Source organism: Nostocoides sp., from assembly GCF_037045025.1.
Classification (GTDB): Bacteria; Actinomycetota; Actinomycetes; order Actinomycetales; family Dermatophilaceae; genus Nostocoides_A.
The window spans coordinates 234,602-248,957 of the sequence record NZ_JBAOHM010000013.1 but is presented as its reverse complement, the minus strand read 5'-3'; the positions used below and the strand labels follow the sequence as shown (position 1 = coordinate 248,957).

Sequence of the window (14,356 nt, the reverse complement as noted above, 5' to 3'; positions counted from 1 at the left end):
GTCCAGTGACCCGGTCCGGCTCCAAACGGGGGAGGCCGGACCAGGCTCAGCGCGAGACCGGGTCGAGGACGGCGCCACGCAGGATGACGGCGAGCGGGCCATGCAGCGCGGCCAGGTCCGCGCGCGGATCGGCCCGCAGGACAACCAGATCGGCGTCGGCGCCCTCCTCGATTCCGGGCCGGCCCAGCCAGGACCGGGCACCCCACACTGCCGCCTGAAGCACCGCCTGGGGCGACAGGCCCGCCCGAGAAAGCTCGGCAGCCTCATACGCAACCAGGCCGTGGCGCAGCGCGCCCCCGGCGTCGGTGCCGACATAGATCGGCATGCCGGCCTCGTGGGCCGCGCCTATCGTCGCGTAGCGGCGCTCATACAGATCGAGCATCCGCCGGGTGTAGTTCGGGAACTTCTCCCGGGCCGGCTCGGCGATCGCCGGGAAGGTGTTGATGTTGACCAGCGTCGGCACGATCGAGATGCCCTGGGCGGCAAACGATTCGATCGTGTCGGGTTCAAGGCCGGTGGCGTGCTCGACGCAGTCGATGCCGGCGGCGGCAAGGTCATAGAGCACGTCCTGGCCGAAGCAGTGCGCGGTCATCCGCACCCCCTCCTCGTGCGCGGCCACGACGGCGGCAGCGACCACGTCACGCGGCCAGCAGGGCGCGAGATCGCCGCTGTCCCGGTCGATCCAGTCGCCGACGATCTTGACCCAGCCGTCGCCGCGCCGGGCCTGCTCGCGGACTGCGTCGACCAGCTGATCCGGGTCGACCTCGTTGGCGTAGCCGCGGATATAGCGCCGCGTCCGGGCGATGTGCCGCCCGGCGCGGATGATCTTGGGCAAATCCGCCCGGTCGTCGATCCAGCGCGTGTCCGAGGCCGAGCCACAGTCGCGGATGAGCAGGGTTCCGGCGCTGCGGTCGGTCAGCGCCTGCCACTCGGCCTCCTCGCGCGAGGCGGCCCCGCGGTTGTTGAGCCCGACGTGGCAGTGGGCATCGACCAGGCCGGGCAGCACCCAGCCGTCGATCCGGGTCACCTCGCCCGCTGACGGGGCGGTGAAGCTGATCCGCCCGTCGATGATCCATAGCTCGTCCTGGACCTCTTCCGGCCCGACCAGGACCGGCCCCGTCAGGTGCAGCGTCGCCGACATAACGGCAGCCTAGGGCTCGGGCGCCCACCCTGCCGCGCACCAGGGTGTCGTAGTGCCCGATCAACTCCTCGGTCAGCCGCGCCCACGACCGGCCGGCCACCCGCTCCCGGCCGGCGCTCCCCATCCGGGCGCGCAAGGACGCATCGTCGACGAGGTTCCCAACGCACGCTGACAACGCGCCCGGAGAACTCCCGTCGGCCAGGTAGCCGCTCACGCCGTGCGCGACGAGGTCGAGCGGCCCGCCCACCGCCGCGGCGACCACCGGCAGCCCGCTGGCCGCCGCCTCCTGCAGGGTCTGCCCGAAGGTCTCGGTCGTGCCGGGGTGGACGAAGACGTCGAGCGCGGCATACGCGTGGGCCAGCTCGACGCCGGTGCGCAGCCCGAGGAAGACCGGCGCCGCCGCGCCTGACTCCCGGGCGATCTCCTCGAGCTGCGCGGCCAACTCCCCCCGGCTCGGCCCGTCCCCGACGAGCACGAGCCGCATTCCCGGTATGCCGATCAGCTCGGCCAGCCGGTCCAGCTCCTTCTCCGGCGCGAGCCGCCCGACGTAGCCGACGAGCACCTCGCCGGCGGGCGCCAGCTGGGAACGCAGCGCCGCCACGGCCGGGGAGGAGCGCCAGGCCGGATCGAAGAGCGCGGTGTCGACACCGCGCCCCCACAACGCCACCCGCTCGACGCCGTGCTCCACCAGCGCCCGGCGGCTGGTCGTCGACGGCGCGAGCGTCAGCCCGGCCAGCCCGTGCATCCGGCGCACCCACCGCCAGGCCAGGTCCGCCACCCGCGGGCCCAGCGGGCCGGGAGCGTGCTGCTCGACATACCGCGGCATGTCGGTCTGATAGATCGCGATGCTCGGTATGCCGAGATCCCGCGCCGCGACCAAGGCTCGCGCGCCGATCACGAACGGCGAGGCGACGTGCACGACGTCCGGCCGGATCTCGGCGAGCAGCGCGCCGACCCGGCCGGTCGGCACACCGGTGGGGAATTGGCGCACCGCGACCGAGCGCACCGTGTGGACCGGCACCGGGCCGAACCAGGCGGGCGCCGGCTCCGGCGCGATGACGACCACCGCGTGGCCGAGCAGGGTGAGGCACTCGGCCACGCGGCAGACGCTCGTCGTCAGGCCTGGAGCAGGCGCGTGAGGGTCTCGACGACGACCTCGGGTGCATCGGTGTGCACCCAGTGCCCGGCTCCCTTGATCGTCACCTTGCGCACCTGCGGGAAGAGCGCGCGCATCGTGGCGCTGTCCTCCGGCTTGATATAGCGCGACTCGCCACCGGCGATCCACACGACCTTGCCTTCGTATGCCGGGTAGTCCCCCGCCGCGACCGGGAAGTCGGCGATCCGCGAGCGGTCGCCCCGCGCCGCGTCGGCGGCGATGAGATCGAGGTTGGCCTGCCAGCGCCAGCCGTTGCTGGAGCGGCGCAGGTTCTGCAGCAGGAAGGCCCGGATGCTCTGGTCCGGCTCGACCTCGGCGAACCGCGCATCGGCCTCCGCGCGGGTGGCCAGGTCATCCAGCCGCAGCATCCGCATCCCGGCGATGTAACCGTCGAAGTGGGCGAGGCTGCCGTAGCTCTTCGGGGCGATGTCGACGACGGCGAGCTTGCCGATCCGGTCGGGATGCGCCAGAGCCGACAGCATCGCGACCTTCCCGCCGAGCGAGTGGCCGGCGAGCGTGACCGGCTCCCCACCGGACCAGTCGGCGAGCGTGCGGCCGATGGCGTCGGCATACGCGGGGTAGGAGAAGCGGTCCGACCGCGGCGAGCGGCCGTGGTCGGGCAGGTCGATCAACAGGCAACGGGCCTGGTCGCCGTCCGGTCCGGCGAGCGCCTTGGCGATCTGCATCCAGTTGCGGCCCTGGCCGAACAGGCCGTGCAGGAACGCGATCCGCTCCCCGGCGCTGCCGTGGGACAGGGTAAACAGGCTCATCACCAGCGGCCTGAGGTCATCGCGTCGTCGCGCATGGCACAAGCATGGCCCACCGCCGGCCGCCGGACCCGCGGCGCGTCGTGTCCGCGTCCCGGATGCGTGTTGCGCTGTTGTCACGGTCCGGGTTGGCTGAGCGCGGCGCCCCACGGCGGCGGCGCCCGGCGCCCCGGTGGCGCTGCACATCCGAAGGGGATGCGGTGACGATTTCAACGAGGTGGCGGCGGTATGCCGCTGCGGCGATCGCGCTCACGGCGAGCGTGGGCAGCGTGGCTGCCGGTCCGGCCGCGGCCGGCACGACGACGGGCGTCACGACCGCGACCACGACAGTGGCGGGAACCACGACGGCAGCCGCTGCGGCCGCGACGGAGGTGTCCGCGCCGGTGCCGGCGCTGCGCTGGAAGCCGTGCCCGGGCAAGCCCGAACTGCGCTGCACGCTGGCGCGGGTGCCGCTCGACTACGACAAGCCGACGGGCGCGACGCTGCTGCTCGACCTGGTCAAGGTGCCGGCAACCCGGCCCGCCGCGAAGCTCGGATCGCTGTTCGTCAACCCGGGCGGTCCGGGCGGCAGCTCGACCGACTTCGCCCCGAGCGCCGCCCAGGAACTCGGGGCCCTTGTGCGGCAGCGCTATGACGTCATCGGCATCGACCCCCGCGGCGTCGGCGCTCACTCCCAGATCAGCTGTTCGACGTCGATGCCGGCGCCACCGGAGGCGCCGCCGTTCCCGATCACCCTGACCCAGGCCACCAGCGTCTGGCGGGTCGCCCAATGGATCCGGCGGGGGTGCCAGGACGACCCCAATCACGTCATCGATCACATGAGCACCGCGGACACTGCGCGGGACATGGACCTGATCCGCCAGGCTGTCGGAGATGAGCGGTTGAACTACTTCGGCTTCTCCTACGGCACCTATCTCGGGACGGTCTACGCCTCGATGTTCCCCGGCCGCGTCGGCCGGTTCGCCATCGACGGCGTGCTCGACCCGATCGCTTGGGTGGGCACCGACCCTGACACCACGCCGTTCACCACCCGGCTGCGCAGCGCCAAGGGGGCCTATGAGGCGCTGACGACGGGGTTGCGGGTGTGCGACCAGGTCGGCAAGCCGGAGTGCGTCTTCGCGGGCAACGCCGCCGGCAAGTGGCGCACCCTGGTCGCCGAAGCCCGCGCCGGGACGTTGTCCTATGCGGGCCAGCCGATCTCCTACCAGGAACTCGTCGGCGGCGTCCTCGGCTACCTCTACATGGAGAACTACTCCACGATGGCGGCGACCATGCAGGAGGTGTGGGCCAACCGGGACCGCCGCGGCGCGGCCGACCGGGGCGCGGCCTCCGCATTGAGCGCGCAGGCCGAGCGAGTGGCCCGGGCGCCCTTCCTCAGCCCGCTGGCGCGTGCGGAGGTGCCGGTCAGCGCGTTCAACGGAGTCGGGTGCGCGGATACGCACAACCCGACCGAGCGCAGCGACTGGTGGCGCGCCGGGAAGGGCCAGGACGCGAGCTTCCCCTGGTTCGGCTCGATGTGGACCTGGATGAGCGCCGCGTGCGCAAACTGGCGCCCCTCGGCCCAGGCCGACGCGTGGTTCGGCCCGATGGGCGGCCGCACCGCCAACCCGATCCTGGTCGTGACCAGCACCTATGACCCCGCGACGCCGATCCACGGCGCCCGCAAGGTCGCCTCGCTCTTCCCCAGCTCCCGGTTGCTGCGCTACAACGGGTGGGGCCACGGCGCACTCGGCGCCAGCAACTGCGCCGGCGCGATCTACAACCGCTTCTACGGCACCGGCACCCTCCCGTCCGCCGGCACCGTCTGCCAGCCGGACCAGGGACTCTTTGAGCACTGACGGCTACGGGCACCCGTAGCTCCCTAACGGGGTCGCGTCTCGCGGCAATGGTTGCGGGGAGGACGGCGCCGAGCGTGGCGAGGGCGGCGATGGCGACGGCCACGGCGACCGTGAAGCGGATGGGTGGAGTGGGATGACCCCGGCCGGATAGCCATATGTGCGCGATGAAAGCTCCGAGCGAGGTTGCCATCGCGGCGGTGATCAGGACTTGACAGGCAATGAGCAGGACGATGGTCAGGCGGGTGGCGCCGAGGGCTCGGCGTCGACCAAAATCCTTGCGACGCATCATGGTGTAGCCAAGAACAGTGAGGGCACTAGTCAGTGCTGATGCTCCGAGTACCCCGAGGATGAGGCCACGCGAGCTTCTCGTGATCTCGCCGCCGATGGCGTCGCGCAGGCTCACCAGGGATTCTGAGGTACTGATCGCGACATCGTCGCGCGGGACATCCGTAAGAAGACCCTCGAGAACGGTGCTGACCTGGGCGACCGACTGCGGGGTGCACGCCAGCACATAAATCGTCGAAATCGGACGGGGCGGCTGGTTTGACTTCCGGGGGACGGCGGGAACAACGCTGAGAGGCTCGAGCTCAGCGAGGTAGTCCGGGACGGTTAGAGTGCGAGCGATGAGATACTCGGGCCCGTCTATGGCCCGTAGGCTCCCGGCTCCGTCCGGAAGACCCACTACCTGCGTGCTGGGCCGAGAAGCCCAAACCACCGGACCGATCCGGCCAGGCGACGGCTGTGTCAAAGGAATCCCGTTGATCGTGCCGTAACCGGTCCGGAGGCCGATACGGCTGCCCGCCGGATTTGCCGCAGCGGTGACGTCGGTAACGGCACCGAACCCTGTGACCGCCTCTACGTCTGAGAGACGCGCGAGTGTGGCAACCAGTTGTTCGTCGATCCCCGATTGGCTCCCCGTCGCCTGAATAACGATCGTGCGTGTCCCCTGCGCATCGATCGTGGCGAGCACAGCCGCCTCGGACGCAGCGGACCAGCCGGCCGTCATGATCACCGTCAACGTGCTCGCACCCACCAGCAGGAGCGTGACCAGCGTGAACGTTGGTTGAGTGCGGATAGAAGCCAAGATTTCGCGCAGCGGGCTGCGACCGGCATACGACCTCATGCTGTGGCTGTGAGATCGAGTCGCCGATCGGCCCAGGTGGCGACCGCTGGGTCGTGGGTGACGATGATCACGCAGCCACCGGCGTCGGCGTGTCGACGCATCGCAGACAGAACAACCTGGGCGCTTCCCTGATCCAGGTTTCCGGTAGGTTCGTCGGCCAGAACAAGATCGGGTTAACCCAGAAGCGCACGGCACGTCGCGATCCGCTGACCCTGCCCGCCGGACACTTGTCCCGGCTTCCGGTCGGCGGGGATGGCTACATCCAGTTCGGCGAGCAGTTCCAGGGCGCGAACGCGGCTGTCTCGCGCGCCTTCGCCGCGGTAGAGCGTGGCTTCGAGGATGTTGTCGAGAACAGAGCGTGAGTTACACCTGGTTGGCCGTCGTCGTGTCGAACGTTCCCGTTGCCGGCGATGTGCGGAAGCCCAACTGCCGCAACATGTCCTGCAGCTGACGTACATCCGCGCCGCGAACCCCGATCTGGAGATCCCGGAAGCTGGGGACCCGACCGCTCGCGACGACGACGGGGGTGAGATCAACGTCAGACAAACGATCACCGGGGTCGACGTCAACTCCATTCTTGGCTGCCACAGCGGTCACCGTCCCGGCAGCTGCTCCCGGGAACGCTGTGCCGCCCGACCAAGCGACCGCCGCGCCCAGGTTGAAGGAGCGACCGACCGTGCCCTCGGTCACGTCGATCAGCGAGAAGCCGGGCCCCTCCTGGGCGGCCGGGGGGTTGGTAAACAATTCGCGGCCTGACCACCCTAAGCCGGCCCCGAGAACGACCGCCAGCGGCACCGCGATCGTGGCCCACCGCTGCCCTGCCATTGGCCAAGGTTGCCATAGCGGGTGGATTCGCGGCAGTCAGGCCGCGAGCCGCCTGCTGCGCGGTGAGACCGCTTGGCGCCGCCCCTTGACACACACGCACACGGGTGTGAACTGGGAGCCCGGAGTTGCCCACTGGTTCCAGTGGAGGTGCACAGGTGAGACGAACGATCGCTGCCATGACCGGAGTACTTACTTGTTGCTTTCGGGCTCGCACCCGCAGCCTTCGCATCAATGACGAAGTCGGACACCAAGCCCTGCTCAAATCAGTATCAAGGGGTAACAGCACGAACGACGTTGGATACGTGGATCGACCCTGCCGGCACGGGAGACTGGTGGTGGTACACCGATTCCACCACACCCACCACCCGATCGAAGTGGGCGACCTCGAAGGGCGGCGGGTTTTGGTTCGTGTACGCCGAGGGCGCCGTCTACTACGCTTCCACGTATGCTCAGGGCGCGCCCACGCTGCCGTGAGAGTGCGCGAACGCTAGGGAGTCCGTGGCCGAGGTCACCGTTATGAGGGGTCAAGCCGTCGCAGCGGCCCTGGCGGTCTGCTTGCTATCGCCAGTGGCCTTGACTGGGTGCTCGCGGGCGGGCTCGTCGCCCAGCAGCGCCCGCTCCCCAACTGCTTCCTCACCGAGCGCGCGGCCAGGACTCGCGACGATCGGGCCAGGCGACAGCCCACGGCGGGTAGCGTGGAAGAAGTGGATGAATGCCATGATCCCCTGCATGGCAGAGAAGGGTTGGACGCTGACGGCGAACTCCGACAGCGAAGGCCCAGGCTTCGATATGAACACCCCGCCCGGCCAGCGAGACGCGATGATGAAGGCGATGTCAGCGTGCGAAGAGGCGGTCGGACCCAAGCCGCGAACGCAAATGACCGCCGAGCTGGCGGCAAAGGTGTACGCAGCGGCTGTGGCCCGAGGCAAGTGCCTGACCAAGGAGGGCTTCGACGTCGGCGAGGTCCCGAGCCGCTCCGCCTACGTCGACGCGCTCCTCGCCAATGATCCCGCCAACCCGCCATGGGATCCCTATGAAGCCCTGCCGAAGGACCCAACCAATTGGGCCAAGGCGGTCGGCGCGTGCCCGGATCGGACAGTCTGGGGCGACTACGAACCGGCTTCTCCCTGATCGCGTCCCTGCGCGGTTTTAGCTCCGTGTGCTGACCGTCAACGGATAAGCCCCCAGTGATCACTTGCCGAGGAATTTGTCGAATCCCTTCGGCAGCTTGCTGGGGTCGAGCCCGGCATACGGATCGCTCGGGGTTGCCCCGGCGCCGAAGGCGCTGCCCGCGGGCGGCCGGTTGGTCGCGGCCGCCGCGGCGGCCCGCTCCTGCTCGGCTCGCTTGGCGGGGTTGCCGGACTTGCCCTTGCGCCGCTGTGGCGCCTGCTGCCGCCCGCGCTTGCCCATCCCTGGCATCCCCGGCATTCCCGGTATGCCGCCGCCACGCGCCAGCTGCTTCATCATCTTTTGCGCCTCGCCGAAGCGCTTGAGCAGCTCGTTGACGTCACCGACCTGGACGCCCGAGCCGGTGGCGATGCGCTGGCGGCGGGAGCCGTTGATCTGCTTGGGATGATTGCGCTCGAACGGCGTCATCGAGCGGATCATTGCCTCGATCCGGTCGAACTCGCGCTCGTCGAGGGCGTCGAGCTGGGCGCGCATCTCGTTCATACCGGGCATCATCCGCAGCATCGACTTCAGCGAGCCCATCTTCTTGATGGCCGCCATCTGCTGGAGGAAGTCGTCGAAGGTGAAGTCCTCAGCCGCGAGGAACTTGCGCTCCATCTCGGCGGCCTGGTCGCGGTCGAAGGCCCGCTCGGCCTGCTCGATCAGCGTGAGCATGTCGCCCATGTCGAGGATCCGCGAGGCCATCCGGTCGGGATGGAAGATCTCGAAGTCCTTGACGCCCTCACCGGTGGAGGCAAACATGATCGGCCGGCCGGTGACCTTGGCCACCGACAAGGCCGCACCGCCGCGGGCGTCGCCGTCGAGTTTGGTCAGCACGACGCCGCTGAAGTCGATGCCCTCTTGGAAGGCCTGGGCGGTCTCGACCGCGGCCTGGCCGATCATCGCGTCGATGACGAAGAGGGTCTCGTCGGGCTCGATCGCATCGCGGATGTCGGCGGCCTGCTGCATCAGCGTCTCGTCGATGGCCAGGCGTCCGGCGGTGTCGACGATGACGACGTTGTAGAGCTTGGAGATCGCGTATTGGATGCCGTCCTCGGCGACCTCGACCGGGTCACCGAAGGAGCGGGTCCCCTCCCCCGTCGGCCCGACCGCATCGTGGCCGCCGACGTTGCCCCGCTCGGGCGCGAAGACCGGCACCCCGGCGCGCTCGCCGACCACCTGCAGCTGAGTGACGGCATTCGGTCGCTGCAGGTCGGCGGCGATGAGCAGCGGAGTGTCGCCCTGGTCCTTGAACCATTTGCCGAGCTTGCCGGCGAGCGTCGTCTTGCCCGAGCCCTGCAGGCCGGCGACCATGATGACCGTCGGGGCGGTCTTGGCCAGCCGCAGCGGCCGGGTGTGCTGGCCGAGGATGTCGATCAATTCCTCGTTGACGATCTTGATGACTTGCTGTGCCGGGTTGAGCGCCTGGGAGACCTCGGCCCCCATCGCCCGCTCGCGCACCGCATGCGTGAAGTCCTTGACGACTGGCAGCGCGACGTCGGCCTCCAACAGGGCCATCCGGATGTCCCGCACCGTCTTGTTGACGTCCGACTCGCTCAGGCGCCCCTTGCCCCGCAGGTTTTTGAAGGTGGCGGCAAGCCGATCGGAGAGTGAGGAAAACACGGTCAAAGCCTAACCGGGCGGCGGCTCGGCGGTGTCCGGTCAGGGATCGACGCCATCGCAGCAGTCGATGATCGCGGCGACGGTCGCGGCGACCTTGCCCGGCGTCAGCGGCAACCCACGGAACTCGGTGAGATAAAAGGTGTCGAGCGTCTGCCCGGCATACGTCGCGATGTGCGCCGAATGCACCGACAGCCCGAGCCGGGCAAAGGTCAGCCCGAGGTCATGCAGCAGCCCGACCCGGTCCTGGCTGCGCACCTCGATGACCGTCGCCGCGGTCGCGGCCTCGGGCAGCACGAAGGCGCGGGTCTGGCGGCCGGGCACCGGCGCGGCCGGGGCGGCATACGCGCGTCGGCGGGCCAGGGCGGCCACGGGGCCGCGGTCACCGCGCGTGAGTGCGGCCAGGCCGCGCGCGAGCCCGGCGGCGTCCGGCGCATCTCCCGACGGCGTCTCGACATGCCACTCGTCGGCCGCCATTCCGTCGATGGTGTGCAGGACCGCACTGCGGACGGTCAGGCCGAGCGCGGCAAACAGCCCCGCGGTGTCGGCAAACAGCCCCAGCCGGTCGCGGTCGACGATGTCGACCTGGAAGGCGCCGGCGAGCGCGGTGACGGTGACCTGCGGCTCGCCATCGGCCACGAGCGAGACGATGTCCGGGTCGAGCCGGTTGTCCGGGACACTCGCCGGCCGCGCCTCCCCCGCCGCCGACCGCGTCGCGTCCAGCGCCGCCATCAACCGGCCGAGCAACTGGGCCCGCCAGTCGGTCCAGGCGGCCGGGCCGGCCGCCATCGCGTCGGCGATCGTCAGCACCCGGAGCAGATCGAGAGTGTCGACGTCCTCACCCGCCGCGGCCCAGGCGGCGGCGACCGTGGCCGGGTCGGCCAGATCGCGCCGGGTGGCCAGCTCGATCAGCGTCAGGTGCTCCCGGACGAGCCGGACGACGACGTCGGCATCGGCCTGCGGCAACCCGATCCGGGCCAGCAGTCGTTTGGTGATGCGCGCCCCTTCGTGGCTGTGGTCGTGGGCGCCGGCGACCTTGCCGATGTCGTGCAACAACGCGGCGAGCAACAGCAGGTCGGGGCGGGCAACTTCGCGGATCATCGCGCTCGCCTCGACCACGCACTCGAGCAGATGCCGATCGACGGTATGCCGATGCACCGGGTTGCGCTGCGGCCGCGAGTCCACGGCCGCCCACTCCGGCAGCCACCGCTCGATCAGCCCGACCTGGTGCAGCCCCTCCCACACCGGGACCAATCCCGGTCCAGCAGCGAGCAGATCGGTGAGCAGGTCACGGGCCAGGTCCGGCCAGGGGGTCGGCAGGTCGGGTGCCGCGGCAAGGTTCGTCAGCGTCGCGGGGGCCAGCGGCAGCCCGGCACGCGCGGCGACGGCGGCGGCGCGCAGCGGCATCAGCGGGTCGGTGACCCGGCCGGCGGACAGCACCGCCTCCCCATCGTGCTCGTGCACGCCATACCCGAGGCTGCGCAGCTGCGGGCGGCGCGGCCCGACTCGGAGGGTGCGGGCTCGCTGGCTCTGCCCTGCTCGGCGGGTGGTGGACTCCAAGCCGTAGGCGATCGTGCGGGCGCTGGAACTGACGATCGTCAGCAGCGCGTCACTGTCGGGGAAGCCGAGCAGGGCCGCGACCGCGTCCTGGTCCTCGCGGGTCAGCCGGGTGCGTCCCCGGCCGGTCACGACGTGCAGCGCGTCGCGCACATCGAGCAGCCGCGCGTATGCCGCATCGACCTCGCCGTGCGGGCGATCGGTCAGCCAGGCCGCGACCAGCGCGCGCAATACGGTCATATCGCGCAACCCGCCGCGCGCCTCCTTCAGGTCCGGTTCGAGCGACTGGGACAGTTCGCCGTGCCGGTGATGGCGGGCGTGGACGTCCTCGATGAGGGCGGGAAGGCGCTTGCGGGCGTTGGCGCGCCAGTCGTGGGCCAGGCTCGCGCGGGTGGCGGCGACCAGCTCGGTGTCGCCGGCGATCGGGGCGATGTCGAGCAGCCCGACGGCGGCGGACAGGTCCTCGCCGGCGACCGAGCGGCACTGCGCCGGGGTCCGGACGCTGTGGTCGAGCTTGAGTTTGGCGTCCCAGACGGGATACCAGATTCGGTCGGCGAAGCCGATCAGGTCCCGGGCGGCCAGGGTTCGTCCGTCGTGGAGCAGGACGAGGTCAAGGTCGCTGAGCGGGCCGGCGTCCTCACGGCCCAGCGACCCGACGGCGGCCAGGGCGATCCCCCGGTCGCTGCCCCGCGCGGCGCGGTCCCACACGTGCCGCAACCAGTCGTGGGTATAGGCGCTGATAGCTGCCCGGCGAGCCGGGCCGGCACCCGGCGCCGTGAAGGCGCGGGTGCCGGCCAGGTCCAGGCGAGCGCTGCTGACATCGAGCGATGCAGGCATGGGCTCCCTTTGATGGTGGCGCGTTGCGTTGGGTTAGATGGCGTCGCTGCCGTGCTCGCCGGTGCGGACCCGGGCGACATCCTCGACGGGGATGACCCACACCTTGCCGTCGCCGATCCGGCCGGTCTGGGCTGACTTGACGATGACGTCGACGACCGAGGCGGAATCCATGTCCTCAACGAGCACTTCGAGCCGGATCTTGGGGACGAAGTCGACGGTGTACTCGGCGCCCCGGTAGATCTCGGAGTGCCCGCGCTGGCGACCGTAGCCGCTGGCCTCGCTGATCGTCATACCGGCGATGCCGTAGGCTTCCAGGGCGGCCTTGACCTCGTCCAGTTGGTGGGGCTTGATGATGGCGGTGACCAGCTTCATGCGTTCGCTCCGATCGTGGTCTCCTCGTGGTGACGGGCATCATTCTGGCTGCCGCTGCCGGTGACACCGATCCGGCCGCCACGGTCGACCAGGTCGTATGCCGATTCGGCGTGCTCGGCCTGATCGATGCCGGAGATCTCGGTCTCCTCGTCGATCCGCCAGCCCATGGTCGCCTTGAGAGCGAGGCCGATGACGGTGGTGACGACGCCGCAGATGAGCAGCGAGGCGAGCGCGATGAGGATCTGGATGATTGTCTGCTTGATGCCGTGGCCATAGAACAGGCCGGTGCCCGTCGCCAGCAGGCCGGCGCCGATCGTGCCCCACAGGCCGGCGACGAGGTGCACGCCGACGACGTCGAGGGAATCGTCATACCCGAGCTTGTATTTCAGGCCGACCGCGTAGGCGCTCAGGGCGCCGGCGACCAGGCCGAGGATGATCGAGCCGACCGGAGACAGCGCGCCGCAGGCGGGTGTGATGGCGACCAGCCCGGCCACGACGCCGGATGCGGCGCCGATCGAGGTGGCGTGCCCGTCGCGCAGCTTCTCCAGCAGCAGCCAGCCGAGCATCGCGGCGCAGGTGGCGACTGTCGTGTTGACCCACACCATCGCCGCAGTGCCGTCGGGCGCCAGCTCCGAGCCGGCGTTGAAGCCGAACCAGCCGAACCACAGCATCCCGGCACCGATCATCACGAGCGGCACATTGTGCGGGCGCATGATCGTCTTGCCGAAGCCGAGGCGCTTGCCGATGATCAGCGCGAGGACCAGGCCCGCCATACCGGCGTTGATGTGCACGACGGTGCCGCCCGCGAAGTCGATCGGGACGACATCGGCTGCGCCATCGGTCGAGCCGAAGATCTTGGCGGACAAGCCGTTTTCGGCGGCCGACAGCAGCCCGCCACCCCAGACCATGTGGGCGATCGGGAAGTAGCACAGGGTCACCCACAGCCCGGTGAAGACCATCCAGGTGGAGAACTTGACCCGGTCGGCGATCGCGCCGCTGATCAGTGCCACGGTGATGACCGCGAAGGTCAACTGGAAGCCGACGAACGCCAGCTCGGGGATCCAGCCATACCCCTCATACCCAAACGGGTTGACCAGGCCGGCGGTGTCCTGCAGGCCGAACTTGGTCAACGGGTTGGCAAACAGGCCAGCGATGTCGGACGGGCCGAAGGACATCGAGTAGCCCCACAGCACATAGATGATGCCGACCAGGCCGGCGGCGCCGAAGGACATCATCATCATGTTCAGGACGGACTTGGCGCGGCTCATGCCGCCATAGAAGAGGGCGAGTGCTGGCGTCGTCATCAAGAGCACAAGGGATGCGCACACGATGAGGAATCCGGTCGACGCATAGTCGATCGTCGGCTCAGCGCTCTCCGCTGAAATCAGGGTTGAGAGCATGATGGCAAGCCTGCGCCCGCTCGGTTTCGGACCGTGGCGCGCCGTGTTACGTGGGTGTTGCGAAGTCCGCGTCCAGGTAAGCAACGGGTAACCGTGGGCCGCGGGTCTCACATCCCGGACGATGGGCGATCTGGGAGCGGATGCGAGAATGGGCCGGTGAGCGCTCGTGTCTTGATCTTTGACGGTGACTGCGGCATCTGCACCACGCTCGCCGGGGTCGTCGAGCGGCACGTGCGCCCTTCACCGGACGACTTCGAGGTGATGCCCTTCCAGCGAGCCGACCTGGCGGATCTGGGCCTGACCGAGGCCCAATGCCTCGAGGCGTTGCAGTGGGTGGGAACCGACGGCCGCATCCGCAGTGCGGAGGATGCCGTCGCCAAGGTGCTGCTCGCCGGCCGCGTCTGGCAGCGCCCGCTCGGGCTGCTGCTGCTTGTTCCCGGTGTCAACCAGCTGGCCGGCTGGGTCTATCGCTGGGTCGCCGCCAATCGCCACCGCCTCCCCGGCGGCACCCCGGCCTGCTCGATGCCCGACCTGCGAGGCCCGGGAGCCTGAC

General features: G+C 69.9%; 13 protein-coding genes and 1 pseudogene. 5 read left to right on the top strand and 9 right to left on the bottom strand.

Annotation, left to right across the window (positions count from 1 at the left end):
• Positions 1 to 46: 46 nt before the first annotated feature.
• From V9G19_RS16985 to V9G19_RS16975, 3 genes and pseudogenes are all read right to left on the bottom strand, one after another.
• Entirely contained in the window at positions 47 to 1,141 is a 1,095-nt protein-coding gene (locus V9G19_RS16985) for an amidohydrolase family protein (protein ID WP_462286615.1), read from the bottom strand.
• Positions 1,142 to 1,253: 112 nt separating this feature from the next.
• Positions 1,254 to 2,207: pseudogene (locus V9G19_RS16980) on the bottom strand (glycosyltransferase family 4 protein); the annotation flags it as partial.
• 50 nt (positions 2,208 to 2,257) lie between these two features.
• Positions 2,258 to 3,067 (bottom strand): alpha/beta fold hydrolase, encoded by an 810-nt coding sequence (locus V9G19_RS16975; protein ID WP_462286614.1) that lies wholly within the window; start codon positions 3,065 to 3,067, stop codon positions 2,258 to 2,260.
• 197 nt (positions 3,068 to 3,264) lie between these two features.
• Between V9G19_RS16975 and V9G19_RS16970 the strand changes: the two genes are divergently transcribed.
• Together V9G19_RS16970 and V9G19_RS16965 are read left to right on the top strand one after the other, a co-directional pair.
• The gene (locus V9G19_RS16970) at positions 3,265 to 4,902 is read left to right on the top strand and encodes an alpha/beta hydrolase (protein ID WP_462286613.1); all 1,638 of its coding nucleotides are present in this window, start codon (positions 3,265 to 3,267) and stop codon (positions 4,900 to 4,902) included.
• 1,176 nt (positions 4,903 to 6,078) lie between these two features.
• Positions 6,079 to 6,387 (top strand): hypothetical protein, encoded by a 309-nt coding sequence (locus V9G19_RS16965; RefSeq protein WP_462286612.1) that lies wholly within the window; start codon positions 6,079 to 6,081, stop codon positions 6,385 to 6,387.
• 1 nt (position 6,388) lies between these two features.
• Here V9G19_RS16965 and V9G19_RS16960 read toward each other — a convergent pair whose 3' ends face one another.
• A complete protein-coding gene (locus tag V9G19_RS16960) occupies positions 6,389 to 6,850 on the bottom strand; it encodes a peptidoglycan-binding domain-containing protein (protein ID WP_462286611.1) in 462 nt (153 codons plus the stop codon).
• A gap of 294 nt (positions 6,851 to 7,144) precedes the next feature.
• On the opposite strand from V9G19_RS16960, the gene V9G19_RS16955 reads away from it, so the two are divergent.
• Complete coding sequence (locus V9G19_RS16955; protein WP_462286610.1) at positions 7,145 to 7,324, top strand: hypothetical protein; 180 nt, start codon at positions 7,145 to 7,147, stop codon at positions 7,322 to 7,324.
• Positions 7,325 to 7,374: 50 nt separating this feature from the next.
• On the opposite strand, the gene V9G19_RS16950 is transcribed toward V9G19_RS16955, so the two are convergent.
• The gene (locus V9G19_RS16950) at positions 7,375 to 7,569 is read right to left on the bottom strand and encodes a hypothetical protein (protein ID WP_462286609.1); all 195 of its coding nucleotides are present in this window, start codon (positions 7,567 to 7,569) and stop codon (positions 7,375 to 7,377) included.
• Between V9G19_RS16950 and V9G19_RS16945 the strand changes: the two genes are divergently transcribed.
• Positions 7,559 to 7,981, top strand: a complete 423-nt coding sequence (locus V9G19_RS16945; protein WP_462286608.1) for a hypothetical protein — start codon at positions 7,559 to 7,561, stop codon at positions 7,979 to 7,981. The genes V9G19_RS16950 and V9G19_RS16945 overlap by 11 nt on opposite strands.
• A 60-nt stretch (positions 7,982 to 8,041) precedes the next feature.
• Here V9G19_RS16945 and ffh read toward each other — a convergent pair whose 3' ends face one another.
• The 4 genes from ffh to V9G19_RS16925 are packed head-to-tail and all read right to left on the bottom strand — an operon-like array spanning position 8,042 to position 13,803.
• Positions 8,042 to 9,640, bottom strand: a complete 1,599-nt coding sequence (gene ffh / locus V9G19_RS16940) for a signal recognition particle protein (RefSeq protein ID WP_462286607.1) — start codon at positions 9,638 to 9,640, stop codon at positions 8,042 to 8,044.
• A gap of 39 nt (positions 9,641 to 9,679) precedes the next feature.
• The gene (locus V9G19_RS16935; RefSeq protein ID WP_462286606.1) at positions 9,680 to 12,031 is read right to left on the bottom strand and encodes a [protein-PII] uridylyltransferase; all 2,352 of its coding nucleotides are present in this window, start codon (positions 12,029 to 12,031) and stop codon (positions 9,680 to 9,682) included.
• 33 nt (positions 12,032 to 12,064) lie between these two features.
• Positions 12,065 to 12,403: a P-II family nitrogen regulator gene (locus V9G19_RS16930; protein WP_462286605.1), complete on the bottom strand. Its 339-nt coding sequence runs from the start codon at positions 12,401 to 12,403 to the stop codon at positions 12,065 to 12,067.
• On the bottom strand, positions 12,400 to 13,803 hold the full coding sequence (locus tag V9G19_RS16925) for an ammonium transporter (RefSeq protein ID WP_462286604.1): 1,404 nt from the start codon (positions 13,801 to 13,803) through the stop codon (positions 12,400 to 12,402). The genes V9G19_RS16930 and V9G19_RS16925 overlap by 4 nt, the downstream gene beginning before the upstream one ends.
• Before the next feature lie 156 nt (positions 13,804 to 13,959).
• Here V9G19_RS16925 and V9G19_RS16920 point away from each other — a divergent pair, with 156 nt between their 5' ends.
• Positions 13,960 to 14,355: a thiol-disulfide oxidoreductase DCC family protein gene (locus V9G19_RS16920; protein ID WP_462286603.1), complete on the top strand. Its 396-nt coding sequence runs from the start codon at positions 13,960 to 13,962 to the stop codon at positions 14,353 to 14,355.
• Position 14,356: the final 1 nt, after the last annotated feature.

Excerpts from the sequence above, each read along its gene's own strand:
- V9G19_RS16950 (WP_462286609.1), bottom strand. The coding sequence starts at position 7,569 with ATGGCATTCATCCACTTCTTCCACGCTACCCGCCGTGGGCTGTCGCCT.
- V9G19_RS16925 (WP_462286604.1), bottom strand. The coding sequence starts at position 13,803 with ATGCTCTCAACCCTGATTTCAGCGGAGAGCGCTGAGCCGACGATCGAC.
- V9G19_RS16930 (WP_462286605.1), bottom strand. The coding sequence starts at position 12,403 with ATGAAGCTGGTCACCGCCATCATCAAGCCCCACCAACTGGACGAGGTC.
- V9G19_RS16975 (WP_462286614.1), bottom strand. The coding sequence starts at position 3,067 with ATGAGCCTGTTTACCCTGTCCCACGGCAGCGCCGGGGAGCGGATCGCG.
- V9G19_RS16985 (WP_462286615.1), bottom strand. The coding sequence starts at position 1,141 with ATGTCGGCGACGCTGCACCTGACGGGGCCGGTCCTGGTCGGGCCGGAA.
- V9G19_RS16945 (WP_462286608.1), top strand. The coding sequence starts at position 7,559 with ATGAATGCCATGATCCCCTGCATGGCAGAGAAGGGTTGGACGCTGACG.
- V9G19_RS16935 (WP_462286606.1), bottom strand. The coding sequence starts at position 12,031 with ATGCCTGCATCGCTCGATGTCAGCAGCGCTCGCCTGGACCTGGCCGGC.
- V9G19_RS16960 (WP_462286611.1), bottom strand. The coding sequence starts at position 6,850 with ATGGCAGGGCAGCGGTGGGCCACGATCGCGGTGCCGCTGGCGGTCGTT.